The organism is Pseudomonas nicosulfuronedens (assembly GCF_005877905.1).
GTDB classification, from domain to species: Bacteria; Pseudomonadota; Gammaproteobacteria; order Pseudomonadales; family Pseudomonadaceae; genus Pseudomonas; species Pseudomonas nicosulfuronedens.
Genome location: NZ_SWDV01000013.1, coordinates 127,329 through 148,744 on the forward strand (window position 1 = coordinate 127,329; position 21,416 = coordinate 148,744).

Here is a 21,416-nt window from a genome sequence, read left to right on the forward strand (position 1 = left end):
CTAAGCTTTCCTGAGATCAGGCGACCAGGGCCTGCTGTTCGTGCGCCTCGCAGATCAGCTCGCGCAGTACCCGGCGTTCTTCGGGCAGTGTGGTGGCGCTGTGCAGGGCAAGTCCGCCTTCCTCGTCGGTGACGGCGACCTGGGTCTCGAAGTGCAATTGCACCTCGTCCAGGGTGATGTAGGTGATGCGGTACGCCTCGTCGGTGCTGTGCATGGTCGCAGGCTCGATGTGGGAGGGCGCAGGCCCGATGGACGCATCGTCGCGCTAAGCCGGCGAGGGCGGAAGTGAAACGCCGTGATGGTGAACATCACGAAAGACGATGGTGCCGGCGAAGTTTTCCGGCATCTGTCATGCAGGACGGGTATCCTGCGCGGGCGTGCCCACACCGGGCACTTTGTAAATCGAATTGGAGCAGTGACATGAGCCGCGACAAGCAGCTTTTCCCGGAAGACGAAATCGGCGATGCCCTGTGGGCCCTGCAGGAAGACGGCGAAGACCTCTCCCTCGAGCATGAGGTGGAGTTCGCGGTGATCTTCCCGGACGAGCAGTCCGCCCTGGACTTCGCCATCATGCTGCTGCAGAACGGGCAGAAGGTGGCGTACTCCGAGTACGACGGCAACGACAAGCTGCCCTGGCAGGTCCTGGCCTACCCGGTGATGGAGCTCTCCCACGAGCACATCAGCGGCTACGCGGCGCTGCTGTCCGAGCACTCCGCTGACCTGGGTGGTCAGATGGACGGCTGGTCGGCGCTCTGATCGACCGATGCTGCATGGAAACGGCGCCTTCGGGCGCCGTTTTTCTTTGTTTTGCGCCCTACGGCTGAAAGTCCGCGCCGGAGTTTCCCTCTCCCTAACCCTCTCCCTGAAGGGAGAGGGGACCGTCCGGAGCAGGATGAAGCCGCAGCGTCAGCCGGCACGGGCAGCTCCCTCTCCCTTCAGGGAGAGGGCGGGGGGAGAGGGTTGACCCTGAATGACAATCTCCCCTGGAAAAATCGAGGCCCACGCGAAGCATGCCTTTTCAGCAAGGCGGACAAGTCACTCCGGCAACGGCGCATGGCGCGCCACCTGGCGCAGCGCCTGCTCGTAGTAGTCGGTGCTCTGCGCCCCGGAGATCAACTGTCGGCCGTTGAGGATCACCGCCGGCACCGCGCGGATGCCATGGCTGGTATAGAAATCCTCCTCGGCCACTACCTCGTCGCCATAGGCGTCGCTGTCGAGAATCTCCCGCGCGCGCACGGCGTCCAGGCCAACGCTGATGGCCACTTCCAGCAGCACTTCAGGGTCGCTCGGGTCGCGCCCTTCGCCAAAGTAGGCGTGTAGCAGCGCCTGCTTGAGCGCCACGTCGCGGTGCGATTCCGCCGCCCAGTGCAGCAGGCGATGAGCATCGAAGGTGTTGTAGATACGGCTGCGCTTCTTCAGGTCGAAGTGCACGCCGACTTCTTCACCCATGGAACGCAGGTGCTCCTGGTTGCGGGCGATGTCCTCGGCGCTGCTGCCGTACTTGCGCTGCAGGTGCTCCACCAGGTCTTCCCCTTCGGCGGGCATGTTGGCATTGAGCTCGAAGGGCTTGATGCGCAGCTCCACGGTCAGTTCGCCGTCTACCCGGCGGATGGCTTCCAGCAGGCCGTTGAGGCCGATGGCACACCAGGGGCAGACCACGTCGGAGACGAAATCGATGGTGATGGCGTCGCTCATGGGGCGAACTCCGGCAAATGGGCGAGCAACTAGCATGGACCCGGATGGGTGTTCCGATCCAGTCACGAGACGGCCGGGAGTGTTGCGGCATGCTTGCCGGGCGCCAGCACTTCAGGGCTGAAGCGCTGGCGGCGAGGGGAGAGGGGCGACGTCCGTGTCGCGAAGAGGGTCAGAAGTCCACGGTCATCGACAGCTTCAGGGTGCGCGGGTCGCCCTGGGTCAGGTAGCCGCCGATGGTGGAGGCCCAGTAGGACTTGTTGGCGACGTTTTCCAGGTTGGCGCGCAGGGTGACGTCACGCTCGTCCACCTTGAAGGCATAGCGGGCGCCGAGGTCGAAGCGGGTCCAGGCCGGGATGCTCAGGTCGTTGGCAGCGTCCAGGTACTGGCCGCCGGTGCGCAGCACGCGGCCGTTGAGGGCGGCGCCCTGGAGGCCGGGAACGTCCCAGTCGGCGCCCAGGTTGTACTGGAAGGTCGGCACGCCCACGGCGCGGTTACCGTCGGTCTTGCCGCCCGCGGTGTTCTTCAACTCGGTGTCGATCCAGGTGCCGCCGGCCAGCAGGCGCAGGCCGTCGACGGGTTCGCCGAAGACGTTCAGCTCGACGCCGCGGTTTTCCTGTTCGCCGTCGACGCTGAAGAGCTTCGAATCCGGGTCGGTGGTGCTGAACGGCTGCTCGATGCGGTAGAAGGCCAGGTTGCCGCCGTAGCTGCCGAAGTCCAGCTTGGCGCCCACTTCCACCTGCTTGGAGCGGTTCGGCGCGAAGACTTCGCCGAAGTTCGATGCACTGCTGGGCGCGGTCGGCCCTGCGGCCAGGCCTTCGATGCGGTTGGCGTAAAGCGACAGGTACTCGGTGGGCTTCACCACCAGGCCGTAGACCGGCGTGGTGATGGACTCGTCGTAGCTGGCGGTGCGTTTGCCGACGTAGTTCCAGCCGTCGGTGCCGATGCTCTGGCGGCGCACGCCGACGGTCAGCAGCACACGGTCATCGAGGAAGCCCAGGGTGTCGGCGGCGGCCAGGCTCTTGTTCAGCGTCTTGCCGACGATGCCCGGGTCGCTGTAGTCGCCGCCGGTCAGGGTCGGCGCGGGCTTGGGCGTCTGCACCGGGTTATAGATGTCGGTGGGGTAGCGCTTGGTGATCATGGTGTAGGCGCTGCGTTGTTCGGCCCAGATGCCGGCGACGCTGAGGTTCATCTGGTGGCTGACCGGCCCGGTGGCGAAGTGGCCGTTGAGGCCGGCCATGGCGCTCTTGTTGTCCTCGTCGTGGGTGGCGTCCATCATGCCGCCGCCCGCGGCGCCGTTGTTGTCGCTGAGGGTCAGGGCCGAGTAGGAGCCGTTTTCGCGGGTGTGCTTGGCGCCGCCGGAGAGATAGGCGGTCCAGTTGTCGTTCAGGTCGTACTCGGCACGGAACATGCCGAAGGTGTCTTCGAGCTGCGAATAGCTCCAGGACTGCGCGTAGTTGTCGTCGGCGTCCGGTGCGTGAGGGATGCTGGTAACACCGGTTCCGACGTAGACCACCGGGCGCCCCTGGTTGATGCGTTGCTTCTGGTAGCCGAAGTCGGTCATCAGGCGCAGGCGCTCGCCACGGTAGTCGAGGTTGACGGTGGCCAGCTTGTAGCGCTGGTTCTCATCGTCGACGCCGGTCTCGCCCTCGCGCTGGGCGAGGTTGACCCGCGCACCGAAGCGGTTGTCCTCGCCGAAGCGCTGGCCCAGGTCCAGGTGCTCGCCGATCTGGTTGTCGCTGCCATAGCCCAGGGTCACGCTGCGGGTGGGGGTGTCCTCGGCGCGCTTGGTCTGCAGGTTGACCGCGCCACCGATACCGGAACCGCTGGGCGTCACGCCGTTGATGAAGGCGTTGGGCCCCTTGAACAGCTCGACGCGCTCCAGCGATTCGGTGCCGATGATCTGCCGCGGGGTAACGCCGTACAGGCCGTTGAGCGAAACGTCGTCGGTGCTCAGCGGCAGGCCGCGGATGACGAAGATCTGCGAGAAGTTGCCGTAGCCGTTGCCCTGGCGCACCGAGGCGTCGTTGAGCAGCACGTCGCCAACGGTCTGTGCCTGGGTGTCCTGGATGGTCTTGGCGGTGTAGCTGGCGAAGCTGAAGGGCACATCCTGGATGTCCTGGTTGCCCAGCATGCCCAACTGCGCGCCACGGGCGACCTGGCCGCCGGCATAGGCGGGCGGTAGTTCGCCTCGCTGCACGGCGCCGCTGACGGTGGTGGCGTCCATTTCCAGGGCGCCGCTGTCATCCGGCGCCGCCTCCACGCCGTAGCCGCTGTTCTTGCGCACCAGGCGATAACCGCTGCCTTGCAGCAGGTGTTCCAGGCCCTGCTCGGGCGCGAAGCTGCCTTTGAGTCCCCCGCTCTGCTGCTGATTCAGCGCTTGCGCCTCGAAGGCCAGCGGGATGCCGGCCTGGGCGGCGAAACGCGCCAGCACTTCGCCCAGCGGGCCGGGGGCGATGTCGTACTGGCGCTGCTGGCTGGCGGCTTCGGCGGCCAGGGTGGGCAGCACGACGCCACCGGTCAGGGCCAGGCCGACGGCCAGGGCGAGGGAGTGCGGGCGAAGGCGGGAGCGGAGGAGCATGGAGTGTTCCTGTCGGCAAATAGAGGTTGTCTTCCTCTTCACCGGGCGAGAGCGAAAATGGTGTCAGGGGTGAGTGAATTTTTTTCAGACGGTGTTTTGGCAGAACGAGTGAAGTGAGGCGGTTTTTGTAGGATGGGTGGAGCCTGAGCGATACCCATGCTGTCGGCGGCGGGCCCGATGGGTATCGCTCCGCTCCACGCCATCCTACGGACGTGCCCAACGCGATCGATCGCAGTGAGGCGGAATCAGCTCATGCAGGCTCCACAGTGACCCAATAGCGCGTCAGCCGCCGCAGCTTCACCGGCAACATGTCCGCCAGCAGCGCCAGCCCGGCATCGCTGTCGCCAAGCGGGATCGCCCCGGTCACGCGCAGGTCGGCCAGACGCGGATCGCAACGCAGGAAGCCGCTGCGGTAGCGGCCCAGCTCGCCCAGCAAATCGTCCAGGCGCATGCCCTGGGCCAGCAGCATGCCGTTCTCCCAGGCGCTGGCGTTGGCGTCCGCCGTCTGCAGGGACTGGAATCCCTGTGTGCCGAAGACCAGCTGCTGGCCGGCGCTGACGACTTGGCTGGCGTACCCCGGCAGTTCGACGCTGACCTCCTTGTCCAGCACCGCGACCCGGCACGCATCGCCCAGATCGCGCAGGCTGAAGCGTGCGGTGGAGGTACGCAGCAGGCCGTGGCGGCTGTCGACGAGGAAGGGGCGCGGGTCGGGCAGGGCGTCGACGAGGATTTCTCCTTCGAGCAGGCTCAGGCGTCGCTCGCGCGCGTTGAAGGCTACGTTCACCGCGCTGTCGGTATTCAGGGTCAGCTGGCTGCCATCAGGCAGGCGCAGGTGCTTGCGCTCGCCTACGGCAGTGCGCAGGTCAGCGTTCCACTCCGCCCAGGGCATCTGCCGCGTCACCAGCCAGGCGGCGGGCGCCACGGCCAGCAGCACGCCCAGGCGGTTGAGCATCTGCCGGCGGCTCAGGCCCGTACGTTGCAGGCTGTTGCGGCCCAGGCCCGGCGGCAGCTGGCGCAGGCCAAGCAGGGCTTCGGCGCGGCGCCAGGCTTCGGCATGCTGGGCGCTGCGTGCGCGCCATTGCTCGATGGCTTGCAGGTCGGCACTGCTGGCGGGGTGTTCGTTCAGGCGCACCAGCCAGTCGGCGGCCTCGCCGAGGATGCCGGGGTCCAGCGGTTGCTCGCGCATCAGGCGACGCTCAGGGAGGCGACGAAGCCGGCACGCATATAGCGCTTCACGCTGGCCAGGGACACGCCCAGGCGCTCGGCGATCACCGGGTAGGTCAGGCCGTCCAGTTGCGACAGCAGGAATGCCTCGCGGGCCAGCGCCGGCAGCTCGTTCAAAGCGGCATCGATGCGCTCCAGTGCCTCGAGGATCAGCTCGCGGGTTTCCGGGCCGGGCGCCAGCTCTTCGGGCAGCGCGGCGATGCTTTCCAGGTAGGCGCGCTCGATCTCCTGGCGCCGCCAGCGGTCCACCAGCAGGCCCTTGGCGATGTGGGTGAGGAGGGCGCGCGGACGCTCCCCGAGATCGTCCAGCGGTCGCCGGAGCAGGCGCAGGAAGGTGTCGTGGGCCAGGTCGGCGGCATCCCAGGCGTTGCCCAGCTTGCCGCACAGCCACTGCTGGAGCCAGCCGTTGTGCTCGTTGTAGAGGGTGTGCAGGTGCTGCGGGGAAGGGGTTTCGACGAGGGCCACGGTGCGTGCGTCAGATTTTCATTTGAGAATGCCTATCATTTTAGGGTTTTCCCATCTCCCAACGCAATGCCGCAGCGACGCAGTCGGTCGGACGGCGACATCCGCGACCGCGCGACACTGGAATTGCCACGAAGACGCGCTACCTTGAGCCTGTTGCGCTCAGAAATTTCTGACGCCGCTCTTCTCCCGCCGTCCCGCGCAGGCAACGGACCCGCAGCAGCAGGCCCGGCAGTCACCCAGCAGATACGGAGCACACCATGGCTCGCACCACGCCCATCGAGCTTTACCGCAATATCGGCATCGTCGCTCACGTCGATGCCGGCAAGACCACGACGACCGAGCGCATCCTTTTCTACACCGGTGTGAACCACAAGATGGGCGAGGTGCACGACGGCGCGGCGACCATGGACTGGATGGTGCAGGAGCAGGAGCGCGGCATCACCATCACCTCGGCGGCTACCACGGCGTTCTGGCAGGGCTCGTCCAAGCAGTACCCCAACAAGTACCGCTTCAACATCATCGACACCCCCGGTCACGTGGACTTCACCATCGAGGTGGAGCGCTCGCTGCGCGTGCTCGATGGCGCGGTGGTGGTGTTCAGCGGCGCCGATGGCGTCGAGCCGCAGTCCGAAACGGTGTGGCGCCAGGCCAACAAGTACCACGTGCCGCGCCTGGCCTACGTCAACAAGATGGACCGCCAGGGCGCCGACTTCCTCCGTGTGGTCGCGCAGATCAAGCAGCGCCTGGGGCATACCCCGGTGCCGATCCAGCTGGCCATCGGCTCGGAGGAAAACTTCGCCGGGCAGATCGACCTGGTGAAGATGAAGGCCATCGTCTGGAACGATGCCGACCAGGGCACCAGCTACGCCGAGGAGCCCATCCCGGCGGAGCTGCAGGCGCTGGCGGACGAGTGGCGCGCGCACATGGTCGAGGCCGCCGCCGAAGCCAACGACGACCTGATGAACAAGTACCTCGAAGGCCAGGAACTGACCGTCGAGGAAATCAAGGCCGGTCTGCGCCAGCGCACCCTGGCCAACGAGATCGTCCCGGCGGTGCTGGGTTCCTCGTTCAAGAACAAGGGCGTGCCGCTGGTGCTCGACGCGGTGATCGACTACCTGCCGGCGCCCACGGAAATCCCGGCGATCAACGGCACCGACCCGGACGACGAAGAGAAGCACCTGGAGCGCCACGCCGACGACAGCGAACCGTTCTCCGCGCTGGCCTTCAAGATCGCCACCGACCCCTTCGTCGGTACCCTGACCTTCGCCCGCGTCTATTCCGGCGTGCTGAGCAGCGGCGATGCGGTGCTCAACTCGGTGAAGATCAAGAAGGAGCGCGTCGGCCGGATGGTGCAGATGCACGCCAACCAGCGCGAGGAGATCAAGGAAGTGCGCGCCGGCGACATCGCCGCGCTGATCGGCATGAAGGACGTCACCACCGGCGACACCCTGTGCTCCATCGACAAGCCGATCATCCTCGAACGCATGGACTTCCCCGACCCGGTGATCTCCGTGGCCGTGGAGCCCAAGACCAAGGCCGACCAGGAGAAGATGGGCATCGCCCTGTCCAAGCTGGCCCAGGAAGACCCCTCGTTCCGCGTCAAGACCGACGAGGAAACCGGGCAGACCATCATCTCCGGCATGGGCGAGTTGCACCTGGACATCATCGTCGACCGCATGCGCCGCGAGTTCAACGTCGAGGCCAACATCGGCAAGCCGCAGGTGGCCTACCGCGAGGCGATCCGCAAGAAGTGCGAGATCGAAGGCAAGTTCGTCCGCCAGTCCGGCGGCCGTGGCCAGTTCGGCCACTGCTGGATTCGCTTCGAGCCGGGCGACGAAGGCAAGGACGGGCTGGAGTTCGTCAACGAGGTGGTCGGCGGGGTGATCCCGCGCGAATTCATCCCGGCGATCCAGAAAGGCATCGAGGAACAGATGCAGAACGGCGTGCTCGCCGGCTACCCGCTGATCGGCCTGAAGGCCTCGGTATTCGACGGTTCCTACCACGACGTCGACTCCAGCGAGATGGCGTTCAAGATCGCCGCCTCCATGGCCACCAAGCAGCTCTCGCAGAAGGGCGGCGCGGTGCTGCTGGAGCCGGTGATGAAGGTCGAGGTGGTGACGCCGGAGGACTACATGGGCGACGTGATGGGCGACCTCAACCGCCGGCGCGGGCTGATCCAGGGCATGGAAGATACGCCGGCCGGCAAGGTCATCCGCGCCGAGGTCCCGCTGGGCGAGATGTTCGGCTATGCCACCGACGTGCGCTCGATGTCCCAGGGGCGGGCGAGCTATTCGATGGAGTTCACCAAGTACGCCGAGGCGCCGGCGAACATTGCCGAGGCGATCATCAAGAAGGCCCACGGCTGAGGCTCCTTCCTGAACCGACAACGGCGCCCGCGGGCGCCGTTGTCGTTGGTGGGCTCCGGCATGGCGGCTTTTCGTAGGGCGCATAGCGCGCCAGCGTTATCCGCCGCAGGGGCGCGGCGGATAACCCGTTCCGGGTTATGCGCCCTACGGTACCGGCCTTGCCATCGGTAGGATGGGTGGAGCTTGCGATACCCATGCTGCACGGTACGTCGCCATCGATGGGTATCGCTGCGCTCCACCCATCCTACGAAAAGCGTCGCACCTTGTTTACGACGGATCCGCCACCGGCAACCCGAAGCAGAACATCGCCCCGCACGGCTCGACGTTCTCCGCCCAGATATCGCCGCGGTGCCGCGAGACGATGCTCTGGCACAGCGCCAGCCCGATGCCGTTGCCGCTCACCTTCGAGGTGAAGAAGCCGTCGAACAGCCGCTCCCTGGCCCCGGCATCGATGCCGGGGCCCTGGTCGAGCACGCACAGCCGCGCGCTGTCGCCGTCGCGAGAGGTGCGGATGCGCAGCAGGCGGCGCTCCTCGGGGAGGTTGAGCATTTCCTCGATGGCGTTGAAGGCGAGGTTGAGGATCACCTGGCCGACCAGCACCTTCTCGCAGCTCACCCACAGCGGCTCGTCGCAGCGCTCCAGCTCCACCCGCACGTTGCTTGGCTGGGCCTTGAGGCTGATGAAGTAGAGCGTCTCGCCGAGCAGTTCGTTGAGGTCGATGCGCTGTTCGGCCTGCTCCAGTTTCACCACGTATTCGCGCACGCTCTTGATGATCAGCGAGGCGTGCTCGATCTGCCGCACGGCGCTGTCCAGGCCCCAGGCGGCGGAGGCTTCGGCCTTTTGTTCGCGGTCCAGGCGGATCAGCGCGCCCTCGATGAAATTGCGCGTCGCCGCCAGCGGCTGGCTGAGTTCGTGGGCAATCGCCAGGGCCATCTCGCCCATGGCGTTGTAGCGCGCCAGGTACTCCAGCTTCTGGTCGCTCTGGCGCTGCGCCTGGGCGGCGCGGACCTGCTCGGTGACGTCGCGGAACAGCAGCAGGTGGCCGACCAGGTCGTCCTCGATCTCGATGTAGCGGCAGGTCGCGTGGTGCCAGCGCCATTCGCCGTCCAGGCGTTGCAACTGATAGCTGACGGAGTACGGCTCACGGCTGGGCGGTTGCATCGCCAGGTGGTGTTCCAGGCGCGGGCGCGTGGCGCTGTCGCAGCGGCCGAGGAAGTTGTGCGCCATCCAGTCGTCCTGGCTGCCGCCCAGCAGCGGCAGGGCGGATTCGCTGAGGAAACGCAGCTTGCCGTCCGCATCCAGTACCGCCACGCCTTCGGCGAGGTCCTGCATGAAGGCCTTCAGACGGCTCTCGAAACGTTGCAGGTCGCGCTCGACCTGCTTCTCCCGGGAGATATCGCGGAACTGCACCATCAGCACGTCGCGCTCTTGAAGAGGCACGCGGGTGGCAACGGCTTCGGAGAGGATTTCCACGCCCTGCTTGGAGCGGTAGCACCACTCGATGGTGCGCTGGCCAGTGCGCGCGGCGCCTTCCAGCCAGCGCAGGCCGACCGAGCGGCGGTACTGCGGGGCCTTGGCAGTCATGTCCGGTGCCTTGAGCGGCACCAGCTCTTCGAGGGTGAAGCCGAGCACGGCCAGCGCGGCGTTGTTCGCCCAGAGGATTTCCTTGGTCTGCACGTCATGGAGGATCACGCACAGCGGCATGGCCTGGAGCAGGGCGAGGAAGTCGTCGGGCTTGGGCTGGAACATCATGCGGGACTCTTTGGGCAGTGCTGTCTTTATACCGCGCAGCGTAACGCGAAGGGACTGCGGAGTAACTCGGCACCGACTAGGGGATTTCTTTAGTCATGGGGCTGCACGCCCCAATAGTTGGGCGTGCACGGCGGTTCATACACTGGCCCCAACGACGACCGGCCCGCATCGAACGGGCCGGCCCTACAAGAACAACCGGAGATGACGCCATGTTGCGTGCCGCCCTCGCCGAACCGCTCGATGCGGACGGCCGTGCCCTCGAATTCCAGCGCGTGCTCGACGAAGTCCGCCAACGCCGCGACGAGTTCGACAGCCGCTCCCACGTTCCCCGCGACATGATCGAACGCTTCCGCGACGTGGGCATCTACCGCGCCGCGACCCCGCGCTGCTTCGGCGGCGACGCGCTGCCGCCGGCGCAGTTCCTGCGCCTGGTCGAACGCATCGCCGAAGCCGACGGCTCCGCCGGCTGGGTGGCCAGCTTCGGCAGTGCCAGCACCTACCTCACCGCGCTGCCGCGCCACACTCTCGCCGAGCTCTATGCCGATGGCCCGGACCTGGTGTTCGCTGGCGGCCTGTTCCCGATCCAGCCGGCCACGCAGGTGGAAGGCGGCTGGCGCGTCAGCGGCACCTGGAAGTTCGCCAGCGGCTGCAAGGGCGCTGATGTGCTCGGCGTCGGCATCGGTATCGGCGGTCCGGGCGGCAAGCCACGCACTGCGCTGCTGCGTGCCAGGGACGTGGAGATCGTCGAGAACTGGAACGTGGTCGGCCTCAAGGGCACTGGCAGCCACGACCTGAAGCTGGACAACGCCTTCGTCGCGGACGACTGGACCTTCATCCGTGGCGGCGAGTCGAACATCGACGAGCCGCTGTACCGCTACCCGACCATCGCCTACGCCGCCCAGGTGCTCGCCGTGGTCAACCTCGGCCTGGCCCGCGCGGCGCTGGACGAGATCACCCGCATGGCGTCTTCCAGCGGCGTGACCGGCGCGCCCAAGCTGGGTGATCGGGCCTACGTACGCATCGAGATCGGCAAGGCCGAAGCCGAATTGCAGGCCGCGCGCGGCTTCTTCTATGACGCCACCGAGAGCGTCTGGGAGTCCATCCTCGCCGGCAACGCCGTGACGCCCGAGCAGGTCAGCCAGCTGCGCCTGGCCGCCGTGCACGTATCCCGTGCCGGCGCCGATGTGGTGCGCCGCGCCTACAGCCTGGCCGGCACCACGGCGATCTACCTCAACCACCCGCTGCAGCGCTACCTGCGCGACGCCATGGTGGTGACCCAGCACGCCTTCCTGAGCGATGGCATGTACGACGGTGCCGGCGCGGTGCTGCTCGATGTGCCGCCGTTCCCCGGATACATCTGATTCGACCCCATAAGAACAAGGACCCAGAAACATGACTCGTCCGACCACCGAACCCTTGCGCGTATTGTTCTGCATCGGCATCGCCCAACCGTTCTTCGACCTGCCCACCGGTGAAGGCATCACCGTGTGGAAAGGCTTCTCGCAGATGATGAGCGACCTCGGCGCGCTGCCGGGCATGAACGTGCTCGGCGTGCTGGATGACGACCGCCTGATGGTCGGCCCGTCCACCACCTCGCCCTGGACCGTCTACATCATGGCCGACGTCGATTGCCACCAGACCGTGATCGACGCCTGCAACCTGTTCCGCACCACCCCGGTGGGCGAGTACAGCCTGTGGAAGTACGCCAAGGTCGAGGCGCGCATTGGCCGTCCGCTGACCATTCCCGAAGCCGCGCGGACCTGAGCCATGAGCAGCCTGAGCATGGCCGAGCTGAACCGCCGCCTGGAGACCCTCGAAGGGGAAAGCCAGGTGCGCCGGCTGATGGCCCGCTACATGGACCTCTGCGACGTGCCGCACGCGCCGGTGGCGATGAGCGAGCTGGCCGAACTGTTCAGCGAGGATGCGGTGTGGGAGGGCATTGGCACTTCCACCGCGCAGACCTTCGGCCATCATCAGGGCCGCGAGGCCATCGCCGCGTTCGTCTTCGGCTACCTGCCGCCGTCGCCGCACTTCACGCTGAACCTGCACTTCCTCACCAGCGAGTCGATCCGCGTCGACGGTCGCACCGCGCGCGGGCAGTGGATCATGCAGCAGCTCTCGACCTATGCCGAGGGCCACACCGAGCTGTTCGGCACGCGCCTGGACATCGATTTCCGCGAGATCGACGGGCGCTGGCAGATCAGCCACTTCCGTACCCAGCGCCTGTCGCAACGCCTGCTGGGCCAAGTCGAGGAGGGCCGCGCATGAGCACCTTCGTCAGCGAATTCATTCTCGGTAGTGGCGACAAACGCGTCGCGGTCAAGGACAGCATCGACATCGCCGGCCACCCGACCCGTTGCGGCACCCGCGCGCTGGCCGATGCCGCGCCGGCCGAGCGCAACGCCTTCGTGGTCGACGCCGTGCTGAGCGCCGGCTGGCAGATCGTCGGCAAGACCAACCTTCACGAACTGGCCTTCGGCGTCACGGGCATCAACGACTGGACCGGTACGCCGATCAATCCGATGGCGCCGGACCGCGTGCCCGGCGGCTCGTCCAGCGGTTCCGCGTCCGCCGTGGCGGCGGGCCTGGCGGACATTGCGCTGGGCACCGACACCGGTGGTTCGGTGCGCGTGCCGGCGGCTTGCTGTGGTATCGCCGGGCTGAAGCCGACCTTCGGCCGCGTCAGCCGCGACGGCGTGCACCCGGCGCAGAGCAGCCTGGATTGCGTCGGCCCGTTTGCCGCCAACATGGCCGACCTGATCGCCGCCATGCAGGTTATCTGCCCCGGTTTCGGCGACGTGCAGCTGCCGGGCGAGGGTGCCCGCGTGGCCTTCCTTGAAGTGCCGTCCGCGCCGCACATCCAGGCTTGCCTGGGTGCCGCCGCCGACCGCGCTGGCTGGCGCCGTAGCCACCTGTTCCTCGGCGAGTTCGAGGCGGCCTTCCAGGCCGGGCTGGTGGTGATCAATCACGAAAACTGGGCCGCCTACGCGGCGCTGACCGGCAAGGGCCTGATCGGCGCCGACGTCGAGCAGCGCCTGCTGCTGGCCAGCCGCACTACAGACGCCGAGCGCGCCGAGGCGGAGAAGGTGCGCGAGCACTTCACCCGCGCCATCGACGCCGCGCTGGAGGATTTCGAAGTCCTGCTGCTGCCGACCATGCCCGACCTGCCGCCGCTGCTCAGCGATGCGCGCAACGGCAAGTCGGTGGCCGGCATGACGCCTCTGGTGCGGCCTTTCAACCTCAGCGGACACCCGGCGCTGACCGTGCCGGTGGACCTGGATTGCGGCGGGCTGAAAGTCGGCCTGCAGATCGTCGGCCGCAAGGGCGACGACGAACGCGTCTGCGCCTTCGGCGCGCAACTCGAACACAGCCTGGCCGCCACGCGGCCTGCGCCAAAACATAAGAAATCGGCATGAGGAGATGGGCATGAGCGCTCACGAATACCGGCTGATCGCCCGGTCGCGCAGCGTCGAAGAGCTGGTCGGCGACGACCGCGTCGATGTTTCGCTGTACAACGACCCGCAGCTGTTCGAAGCGGAGATGGACAAGATCTTCTACCGCACCTGGGTGTGGGTCGCCCACGAAAGCGAAGTGCGCAACGCCGGTGACTTCAAGACCACTAGCGTCGGCCGCCGCCCAGTGATCGTGGTGCGCGACAAGAAGGGCAACATCAACGTCCTGGAAAACCGCTGCCGCCACCGTGGCGCCACCGTCTGCGAAAAGCACAAGGGCAACGCCACCGGTTTCACCTGCCCGTACCACAGCTGGTCCTACGCGCTGGACGGCAAGCTGCGCGCGCTGCCGTACCCGGATGGCTACGAGGACATCCTCGACAAGTCCGAATTGCCGTTGACCAGCCTGCGCGTGGAAAGCTACGCCGGCATGGTGTTCGCCACCTACAACGACGAGATCGAGCCGCTGGAAGACTTCCTCGGCGGGGCGAAGCACTGGATGGACCTGTTCATGAGGCAGGGCGCCGGCTACCCGATCAAGACCCAGGGCGAACACAAGTTCACCTTCCGCGGCAACTGGAAGATCCAGCTGGAAAACACCACCGACGGCTACCACTTCCCCATCGTGCACAAGTCGTTCATGTCCTCGGTGGATGAAGAGACCGAGGAGATGCTCTCGTTCATGAGCGACGAGCAGGCGGTCACCCACGCCTTGGGCAACGGCCACAGCGTGATGGTGATGGTTCCCGAGCACGTCGACCTCGACCACGACGACGGCACCGAGCAGCTGCAGGAGCGCTTCGCCCACGTCACCGAGGAACTGTCGAAGACCATGCAGCCGGAACAGGTGCGCCGCATCGTTCGCTCGCTGCATGGTGCCGGCTTCAACCTCAACCTGTTCCCCAACGTGGCCATGTCGATGTCGTTCTTCCGCGTGCTGCGGCCGATCTCCGTCACCGAGACTGAGATTCGCCACGTCGCCCTGGGCATGGACGGCGGCCCGGAAATCGCCAACCGCGAGCGCATGCGCATCCACGAGCACTTCCAGGGCCCGTTCGGCTTCGGCAGCCCGGATGACGCCGAGGCCTGGGACCGTGTGCAGCGTGGCTCCTATGCCGGCGTCGACGCGCCGATCCTGGTCAATCGTGGCCTGAACCGCGAAGTGGTTGCCGAGAACGGCGACAAGGTCTCCCACGCCACCGACGAGGGCGGCATGCGCGAGGCGTACCAGATGTGGAAAAGGATGATGAGCCAATGAGCAACGACACCCTGAACGGTTTCTCCGGCCCGCTGGCCAAGGCCATCGAATTCGTCTGGCGCGAAGCCGAGCTGCTTGACCGCAAGGACTACGCGCAGTGGTCGCAGCTGTGGAGCGAAGACGGCGTCTACGTGGTGCCGATCGACGGTGAGGACGATGACTTCGCCTCGCGCCTGAACTACGTCTTCGACGACGCGCGCATGCGTGCGCTGCGTATCGAACGCCTCACCGGCGGCCATTCGCCGTCGGCGGTGGATGCGGCGAAGACCGTGCGCACGGTTTCGCGCTTTTCCCTGGTGGAAGCGGCGGGCGATGTGGTCGAGGTGAACTCGGCGCAGGTGCTCTACGCCTACAAGCGCGGTGTGGCGACGCCCTTTATTGCCGACCTGAACCACCGCATCCGCTTTGTCGACGGCCAGCCGCGACTGGAGCGCAAGGTGATCCGCCTGATCAACGCCGAAGACGCGCTCAACGCGCTCGGCTTCCTGCTCTGAGGGCCGCGCCATGCAACGAGTAGCCCTGGTAACTGGCGCCGCGCGCGGGCTTGGCGAAGTCATCGCGCGCCGCCTGCACGCCGCCGGCCTGCGCGTGGCGCTGGCCGATCTCAATGAGGAGGCGGTACAGCGCCTGGCCGATGAGCTGGACCCGAAAGGCCAGACGGCCATTGGCTTGAAGCTGGATGCGCGGGAGAAGGCTGACTTCGAACGTGCCCGCGACGTGCTTGCCGAGCTTTGGGACGGCACCGACATCCTGGTGAACAACGCCGGGATGTCCAAGGTGGCCGCGCTGATGGACATCAGCCCGGAGGACTTCGACGCCTCCATGGCGGTGAACCTGCGCGGCACCTTTGTCGCCTGCCAGGTGTTCGGCTCGCATTTCGCCGCGCGCGGCTTCGGCCGCATCGTCAACATCGCCTCGCTGGCCGGGCAGAACGGCGGCACCGCCACCGGCGGCCACTACGCCGCGGCCAAGGGTGGCGTGGCGACCCTGACCAAGGTGTTCGCCCGCGAGCTCTCGGCGCAGGGCGTGACCGTCAATGCGATCTCGCCAGGGCCGCTGGACTTGCCGGTGGTCTACGAAAGCGTCGCGCCCGAGCGCCTGGAACAGATCCTTAAGACCATCCCCGCCGGCCGCCTGGGCGACCCGACCTTCATCGCCGACAGCGTTTTGCTGCTGTGTGCGGAGAATGCCGGTTCGGTCACGGGGGCCTGCTGGGATATCAATGGTGGGTTGTTCATGCGCTGAGGGTCTGGGCTGAGCGGACGGCGGATAACGCTGCGCGTTATGCGCCCTACGCTTGGCCTGAGCTTGAGTGGGGGAACTGAAGAGCCCCTCTCCCTGACCCTCTCCCGCAAGCGGGAGAGGGGACTGATCGGTGCAGGTTGAATCCTCAGCGTCAGCCGGCACGGACCACTCCCTCTCCCTTCGGAGCGGGGCGCGCAGCCAGGGCGGGGGAGAGGGAACAACCGTCCACTCCCAACTTTCCGAGTGGGCCCCGGCCCGCTCCATTAACCAACCGAAACACCCGTCCGCTCGTCACAAAGAGGCCGGGAAAGGGGCCACAGAGCCCGTACCCAACGCCTTGCAGGTAACGCCATGATGAAGGTCAGAATCGAAAGGATCGTCGAGGAAGCGCAGGATATCCGCTCCTTCCGCCTCGTACGTTGTGATGGCCAGCCGTTCGACACTTACGAGCCGGGCGCCCATGTCGACGTCACCGGGCCCACCGGGGTGACGCGCCAGTACTCGTTGTGCAGCCCGCCGGACGACCGCTCCGCTTACCTGGTGGCGGTGAAGAAGGAGGGCGCTTCCCGTGGCGGCTCCAGTGCGCTGCACGACGTGCAGGAAGGCGCAGAGCTGGACATCGGCGCGCCGCGTAACCTGTTCCGCCTGGCAGCGGAAGCTCGCGAGCATGTGCTGTTCGCCGCCGGTATCGGCGTCACGCCGCTGCTGAGCATGGCCTATCGCCTGAACGCCAAGGGCGAACCCTATCGCCTGCACTACTTTGCCCGTTCCGCCGAGCACGCGGCCTTCGTCGAGCTGCTGGCCAGCGAGGCGTTTGCCGGCAAGGTGGAGCTGCATTACGGCGTCGAACCCGCTGACCTCGACCGCGTGCTGGGCGAGTGCCTGGAGCGCGCGCCGAAGCAGGCCCACGTCTACACCTGTGGCCCGGCGCCGTTCATGAACAAGGTAGTGGAGATCGCGGCGCGCAGCCGCCCGGAAGACGCCATCCACCTGGAGCACTTCCAGGCCGACCCGGCCGCCAACTCGGCGCCGGCCGGTTCCTTCGAGGTGGAACTGGCCAGTTCCGGCGTGGTACTTCACGTACCGGCGGACTCGACGCTGGTGGACGTGCTGCAGGCCCATGGCTGCGACATCGACACCGAGTGCCGCGAAGGCATCTGCGGCACCTGCATCGTCGAAGTGCTGGAAGGCGAGCCGGAGCACCGCGACAACTGCCTGTCGAACAAGGAGAAGGCCGCCAACAAGCAGATCTGCGCCTGCGTCTCGCGAGCCAAATCCGCGCGGCTGGTGCTCGACCTGTAAGCCGGACCGCTCTGCGTAGGATGGCGTGGAGCGAAGCGATACCCATCATTCTTCTGCACCAGGCAGCATGGGTATCGCTGCGCTCCACCCATCCTACGGACCCCGGCGTCCTACAAGGAAAGATCGGCGCGCGGTGGCACAGCTGGCAATTCGTCTGGCAGACAGCGACACTCGCACGCCGTCGGCGCTTGCTAGCCTCCGACGACGAATCCCTCGTTCGGAGATCCCATGCCTGCGCTGATCGCGCGCCTGGCGCTCGGCTGCCTGCTGCCGGTCGCCGTCCTGCTCGGGCTCGGCGCCATGCCGGGGCTCGGCTATGCCTGGGATTTCGCCAATGCCGCCGGGTTGCTCGGTGGCTGCCTGCTGGGGCTGCTCTTCATCATCGGTGGCCGCCCTCAGCCTCGCCCGCTCTATGAGGGCAAGTTCTTCCTGCGCCTGCACCGCGACCTGGGCTTTGTCGCCATCGCATTGCTGCTGGTACACATCGTCGTGCTGCTGGTCGATGAACCCCTGCTGATCGAAGACCTGCTTCCCTCCGCACCGGGCTACATGCTGGCCGGGTTGGCGTCGGCGGTTCTGATGCTGGTGCTGGCAATTTCCAGCCTGAGCCGTGTCCGCCCGCGCTGGAGCAGCAGTGCGGCGTCGTTCCGTCGCTGGCACTACGGTGGCAGCCTGCTCGCCCTGTTGCTGATGGCCGTGCATGTGCTCGGTGCGGGTTACTACAGCGGCGGTGTCTGGAAGGGCGTGCTGCTGGTCGCGCTGATACTGGTGGTGGCCGTCTGGCCGCGCCTGCCAAAACCTGGCAACGGCATCAGCGGTCGTAAGCGAAATACCGCGCAAAGGGCCACCTGGTTCGCGCTGGCGGCCAGCATCGTGATCGTCGGGATGTCGGCGCTCTACAGCCTGTTGGCGAATGTGGAGCTGCCACTGTGAAGCGAACCTGGATCGGTCTTTGCGTCGCCGCTGGCGTGGCGCTGTCGGCGGGGGCGTGGTTTGCCCATGAGCACTGGCAGCAAGGCCGCCCGCTGATGCCGCTGGCGTTCCCCCATGAGCCGCACGCTTCGGTGAACTGCATCACCTGCCACCACGATTACAAGGACCAGTCGCCTTCGGTTTCCGGCAACCGCACCTGCATCCTCTGCCACAAGCAGAGCCCGGCGCTGGCCGTGCGCATCGAAGCGGACTTCCATCAGCTCTGCCAGAGCTGCCATCTAGAACGCTTGCAAGCCTTCCACGCCAGTGGACCGGTGCGCAGCTGCCAGGCGTGCCACCGCGACTCAACGGAGAAATCCAAACCGTAGGGTGCATAACGCCTGAGGCGTTATCCGCCATTGCGGCGGATAACCCGTTCCGGGTTATGCGCCCTACGGTTGGATGAATGCCTAACCTGTAGGAGCGAGCTTGCTCGCGAACCCGCCTGACGCCGAAGCTGCGGACGAATCTGTTCGCGAGCAAGCTCGCTCCTACAAGAGAAGTTGCAGCACCGATGAAGAAAGCCCGGCGTGATGCCGGGCTCTTTTCAGCTGCGATACAGCACCGGTCGCCGCAGGTGCACATAGCTGTACCCCTCGCGCGCCAGGGCGATGCGCTGCGGGTCCAGTTCGGCCACCAGCAGCTCCTCGCTGTGCTTGGCCTTGGTCAACACCTGGCCATCCGGGGCGACGATGCTGCTCAGGCCGCAGTACTCGATTTCGCCCTCGCTGCCGACATAGTTGGAGTAGGCGAGGAACACCTGGTTCTCGAAGGCGCGGGTCGGCACCAGCACCTGGGCGACGAATTCGTAGGGGCGCATGTTGGCGGTGGGCACCAGCACCAGGTCTGCGCCGGCCAGGGCGAGGGTGCGCACGGCTTCGGGGAATTCCACGTCGAAGCAGATCAGCAGGCCGACCTTCCAGCCGTCCAGCTCGAAGATCGCCGGCGGCTCGTCGGAGGCGCTGAACTGGCTGCGGTCGAGGTCGCCGTAGAGGTGCGTCTTGCGGTAGTTGGCGCGGCGCTCGCCCTGGCGGTCGATCAGCTGCACGCTGTTGAAGATGGCGTCACCGTCGCGCTCGGGGTAGCCATAGAGGATGCAGAGCTTGTGCTGGCGGGCGATCTCGGCGATGCGCAGGGCGGACGGGCCGTCGCAGCTTTCCGCCAGTTCCGCGACACGCTTGGCGCCGATGTTGTAGCCGGACAGGAACATCTCCGGCAGGACCAGCAGGTCCGCGCCGTTCTGCACCGCCTGCTGCGCGGCCTGCTCCAGACGCAGCAGGTTGCCGGCGACATCCTCGGGGCCGGGAGGGCACTGGTAGAGGGCGAGGTACATGATGGTCTCCTTGGAAAAAACGCGAGCGGGTCAGGCAGTGTGCACCTGAACCCGCTCTCATGCGAGGCGCTCTTCGTCAGCCCGGAATCAGTCCGGCAGTTCCATCGGGCCCAGTTCGGCGAAGCGGTCGCCCGGGCCGGGGTTCTGCGGATGGGTGGCGCCACCGAAGTGCTTCATGATGCCCCACACGGCGTTGAGCGAGGTCTGCACCGCGCCTTCCACCCAGGCCGGGGTCCAGGACACGTCGTCACCGGCGATGAAGATGCCGCGCTGCTCGGCGGGCATGTCCTCCTGCATGAAGTGTGCGTACATGCGCTGGTTGTAGCGGTAGTGGCCCGGCAGTGCGCCCTTGAAGGCGCCGAGGAAGTGCGGGTCGGCCTCCCAGGACACGGTGATCGGGTTGCCGATGATATGCCCGGCAATGTCGACCTTGGGGTAGACCTTCTTCAGGGCGTCCAGGGCCAGCTGCACGCGCTTCTCCACCGGGTGCGGGAGCATCTTCATGGCGTCGCTCATCCAGGAGTAGGACAGGCAGATCACCCCGGGTTTGTCGTCGCCATTGTCGAACAGGTAGGTGCCGCGGGTCAGGCGGTCGGTGAGGGTCATGCTCATTACGTCGCGGCCGGTCTGCGGGTCCTTGTCCTTCCAGAACGGCCGGTCGACCATCACGAAGGTCTTCGAGGACTGCATGTAGCGGGTGCGGTCCAGGGCCATCCACATCTTCTGCGAGAACAGCGCTTCCTCGCACTCGATCTGGGTGGTCAGCAGCCAGGTCTGGCAGGTCGCCAGGACGGCGGCGTAGTGGCGGGTATCGCCCCAGTAGTCGGTGACGGCGAAGGTGCCATCGGCAGCGCGGGCGATTTTCTTCACGCCCGGACGCGGTGCGCCGTTGTGCAGGGAGGCGAGGGACGTGCCGGCCGGCCAGTGCGCGCAGTTTTCCGGCACGTGGCTCCAGATGCCGCGCGGTACCTGCTCGACGCCACCCACGACCAGATGCTGGTGGTCGTCGCAGTTGGTCATCACCACGCGGAAGATTTCCAGCATGGAGTTGGGGAAGTCCGAGTCCCAGCCGCCAGTGCCGAAGCCGACCTGGCCGAAGATTTCGCGGTGGCGGTAGGACAGGCGCGAGAAGGCCTTGGAGGTGGCGACGAAGTCATAGAAGGTGCGGTCGTCCCACTTGGGCACCAGCTCGTCCCACAGGGCCTTGAGCTTGACCGTGTCGCGCTCGCGGATGGCGTCCTGGATTTCGGAGAAGCGCGCGCCGTTTTCCAGCGCGTCGGCCCAGGCCTGGGCGACTTCGCGGAAGATTTCCGGCAGATCGGCCATCTTCTCGGCGTAGTGGCTGGTGCCTTCCAGGTCGACCACGGTGCTGCCCGAGGCCGGGGTCAGTGGGTTGGGGAAGGGCCTGGTTTCCAGGCCGAGCTTGTCGACATAGTGATAGAAGGCGGTGCTGGACACCGGGAAGCGCATGCCACCCAGCTCGGCGATGATGCCGTCGGCGCCCTGGAAGGTTTCCGAACGCAGCCGGCCGCCCATCTTCGATGCCTCGTAGACCACCGGCTTGAGGCCCATCTTCATCAGCTCGTAGGCTGCCACCAGGCCGGAAATGCCAGCGCCGACGATGGCCACTTCCTGGCCGTGCTGCTCGGCGGGGATGCTGCCCAGGCCGGCGGGGTGCTCGATCCAGTCGTCGAAGGCGAAGGGGAAGTCCGGGCCGAAGATGGTTACCGGTTTCTTGCCGGGGGTGTGGGGGTGGCGGTTCTTGTGCATGGAA

Annotated in this window: 20 protein-coding genes; 12 read left to right on the forward strand and 8 right to left on the reverse strand. The window is 66.5% G+C overall.

What is annotated here, in order from left to right:
- Positions 1–16: 16 nt before the first annotated feature.
- Positions 17–214 carry a type III secretion system co-regulatory protein PtrC gene (ptrC, locus tag FAS41_RS13450; protein ID WP_138522983.1) on the reverse strand — a complete coding sequence of 66 codons (198 nt, stop codon included), beginning with the start codon at positions 212–214 and terminating at the stop codon, positions 17–19.
- 206 nt (positions 215–420) lie between these two features.
- On the opposite strand from ptrC, the gene FAS41_RS13455 reads away from it, so the two are divergent.
- Entirely contained in the window at positions 421–756 is a 336-nt protein-coding gene (locus tag FAS41_RS13455) for a ribonuclease E inhibitor RraB (protein WP_024762270.1), read from the forward strand.
- Positions 757–1,035: 279 nt separating this feature from the next.
- Here the strand turns inward: FAS41_RS13455 and FAS41_RS13460 are convergent, their stop codons facing one another.
- The 4 genes from FAS41_RS13460 to FAS41_RS13475 all read right to left on the reverse strand — a co-directional run bounded on the left by FAS41_RS13460 (position 1,036) and on the right by FAS41_RS13475 (position 5,962).
- Positions 1,036–1,695, reverse strand: a complete 660-nt coding sequence (locus FAS41_RS13460; RefSeq protein WP_138522985.1) for a DsbA family oxidoreductase — start codon at positions 1,693–1,695, stop codon at positions 1,036–1,038.
- 169 nt (positions 1,696–1,864) lie between these two features.
- On the reverse strand, positions 1,865–4,273 hold the full coding sequence (locus FAS41_RS13465; RefSeq protein ID WP_138522987.1) for a TonB-dependent receptor: 2,409 nt from the start codon (positions 4,271–4,273) through the stop codon (positions 1,865–1,867).
- 250 nt (positions 4,274–4,523) lie between these two features.
- Positions 4,524–5,459 (reverse strand): FecR domain-containing protein, encoded by a 936-nt coding sequence (locus tag FAS41_RS13470; RefSeq protein WP_138522989.1) that lies wholly within the window; start codon positions 5,457–5,459, stop codon positions 4,524–4,526.
- Entirely contained in the window at positions 5,459–5,962 is a 504-nt protein-coding gene (locus tag FAS41_RS13475; RefSeq protein ID WP_138522991.1) for a sigma-70 family RNA polymerase sigma factor, read from the reverse strand. The genes FAS41_RS13470 and FAS41_RS13475 overlap by 1 nt, the downstream gene beginning before the upstream one ends.
- Positions 5,963–6,219: 257 nt before the next feature.
- Between FAS41_RS13475 and fusA the strand changes: the two genes are divergently transcribed.
- Entirely contained in the window at positions 6,220–8,328 is a 2,109-nt protein-coding gene (gene fusA, locus FAS41_RS13480) for an elongation factor G (RefSeq protein WP_138522993.1), read from the forward strand.
- Between the two features lie 267 nt (positions 8,329–8,595).
- On the opposite strand, the gene FAS41_RS13485 is transcribed toward fusA, so the two are convergent.
- Entirely contained in the window at positions 8,596–10,077 is a 1,482-nt protein-coding gene (locus FAS41_RS13485; RefSeq protein WP_138523148.1) for an ATP-binding protein, read from the reverse strand.
- 212 nt (positions 10,078–10,289) lie between these two features.
- Between FAS41_RS13485 and FAS41_RS13490 the strand changes: the two genes are divergently transcribed.
- The 10 genes from FAS41_RS13490 to FAS41_RS13535 all read left to right on the forward strand — a co-directional run bounded on the left by FAS41_RS13490 (position 10,290) and on the right by FAS41_RS13535 (position 18,638).
- Positions 10,290–11,441, forward strand: a complete 1,152-nt coding sequence (locus tag FAS41_RS13490; RefSeq protein ID WP_138522995.1) for an acyl-CoA dehydrogenase family protein — start codon at positions 10,290–10,292, stop codon at positions 11,439–11,441.
- A gap of 31 nt (positions 11,442–11,472) precedes the next feature.
- Positions 11,473–11,844: a hypothetical protein gene (locus tag FAS41_RS13495; protein ID WP_017516776.1), complete on the forward strand. Its 372-nt coding sequence runs from the start codon at positions 11,473–11,475 to the stop codon at positions 11,842–11,844.
- A gap of 3 nt (positions 11,845–11,847) precedes the next feature.
- Positions 11,848–12,348, forward strand: a complete 501-nt coding sequence (locus FAS41_RS13500; RefSeq protein ID WP_425049020.1) for a nuclear transport factor 2 family protein — start codon at positions 11,848–11,850, stop codon at positions 12,346–12,348.
- Complete coding sequence (locus FAS41_RS13505) at positions 12,345–13,496, forward strand: amidase (protein ID WP_138522997.1); 1,152 nt, start codon at positions 12,345–12,347, stop codon at positions 13,494–13,496. Before FAS41_RS13500 ends, FAS41_RS13505 begins: the two co-directional genes overlap by 4 nt.
- 10 nt (positions 13,497–13,506) lie before the next feature.
- Positions 13,507–14,790 carry an aromatic ring-hydroxylating oxygenase subunit alpha gene (locus FAS41_RS13510; RefSeq protein ID WP_138522999.1) on the forward strand — a complete coding sequence of 428 codons (1,284 nt, stop codon included), beginning with the start codon at positions 13,507–13,509 and terminating at the stop codon, positions 14,788–14,790.
- The gene (locus FAS41_RS13515) at positions 14,787–15,284 is read left to right on the forward strand and encodes an aromatic-ring-hydroxylating dioxygenase subunit beta (protein WP_138523001.1); all 498 of its coding nucleotides are present in this window, start codon (positions 14,787–14,789) and stop codon (positions 15,282–15,284) included. The genes FAS41_RS13510 and FAS41_RS13515 overlap by 4 nt, the downstream gene beginning before the upstream one ends.
- A gap of 10 nt (positions 15,285–15,294) precedes the next feature.
- Positions 15,295–16,035, forward strand: coding sequence for an SDR family NAD(P)-dependent oxidoreductase (locus FAS41_RS13520; protein ID WP_138523003.1), 741 nt, complete (start codon positions 15,295–15,297; stop codon positions 16,033–16,035).
- Positions 16,036–16,386: 351 nt separating this feature from the next.
- Positions 16,387–17,337: a PDR/VanB family oxidoreductase gene (locus FAS41_RS13525; RefSeq protein ID WP_138523005.1), complete on the forward strand. Its 951-nt coding sequence runs from the start codon at positions 16,387–16,389 to the stop codon at positions 17,335–17,337.
- A gap of 228 nt (positions 17,338–17,565) precedes the next feature.
- Positions 17,566–18,270: a ferric reductase-like transmembrane domain-containing protein gene (locus FAS41_RS13530; RefSeq protein WP_138523007.1), complete on the forward strand. Its 705-nt coding sequence runs from the start codon at positions 17,566–17,568 to the stop codon at positions 18,268–18,270.
- On the forward strand, positions 18,267–18,638 hold the full coding sequence (locus FAS41_RS13535; RefSeq protein ID WP_171049484.1) for a cytochrome c3 family protein: 372 nt from the start codon (positions 18,267–18,269) through the stop codon (positions 18,636–18,638). The genes FAS41_RS13530 and FAS41_RS13535 overlap by 4 nt, the downstream gene beginning before the upstream one ends.
- Before the next feature lie 218 nt (positions 18,639–18,856).
- Here the strand turns inward: FAS41_RS13535 and FAS41_RS13545 are convergent, their stop codons facing one another.
- Together FAS41_RS13545 and FAS41_RS13550 are read right to left on the reverse strand one after the other, a co-directional pair.
- The gene (locus FAS41_RS13545; RefSeq protein WP_138523009.1) at positions 18,857–19,642 is read right to left on the reverse strand and encodes a carbon-nitrogen hydrolase family protein; all 786 of its coding nucleotides are present in this window, start codon (positions 19,640–19,642) and stop codon (positions 18,857–18,859) included.
- Between the two features lie 87 nt (positions 19,643–19,729).
- Positions 19,730–21,412: a flavin monoamine oxidase family protein gene (locus FAS41_RS13550; RefSeq protein WP_138523011.1), complete on the reverse strand. Its 1,683-nt coding sequence runs from the start codon at positions 21,410–21,412 to the stop codon at positions 19,730–19,732.
- Positions 21,413–21,416 lie beyond the last annotated feature (4 nt).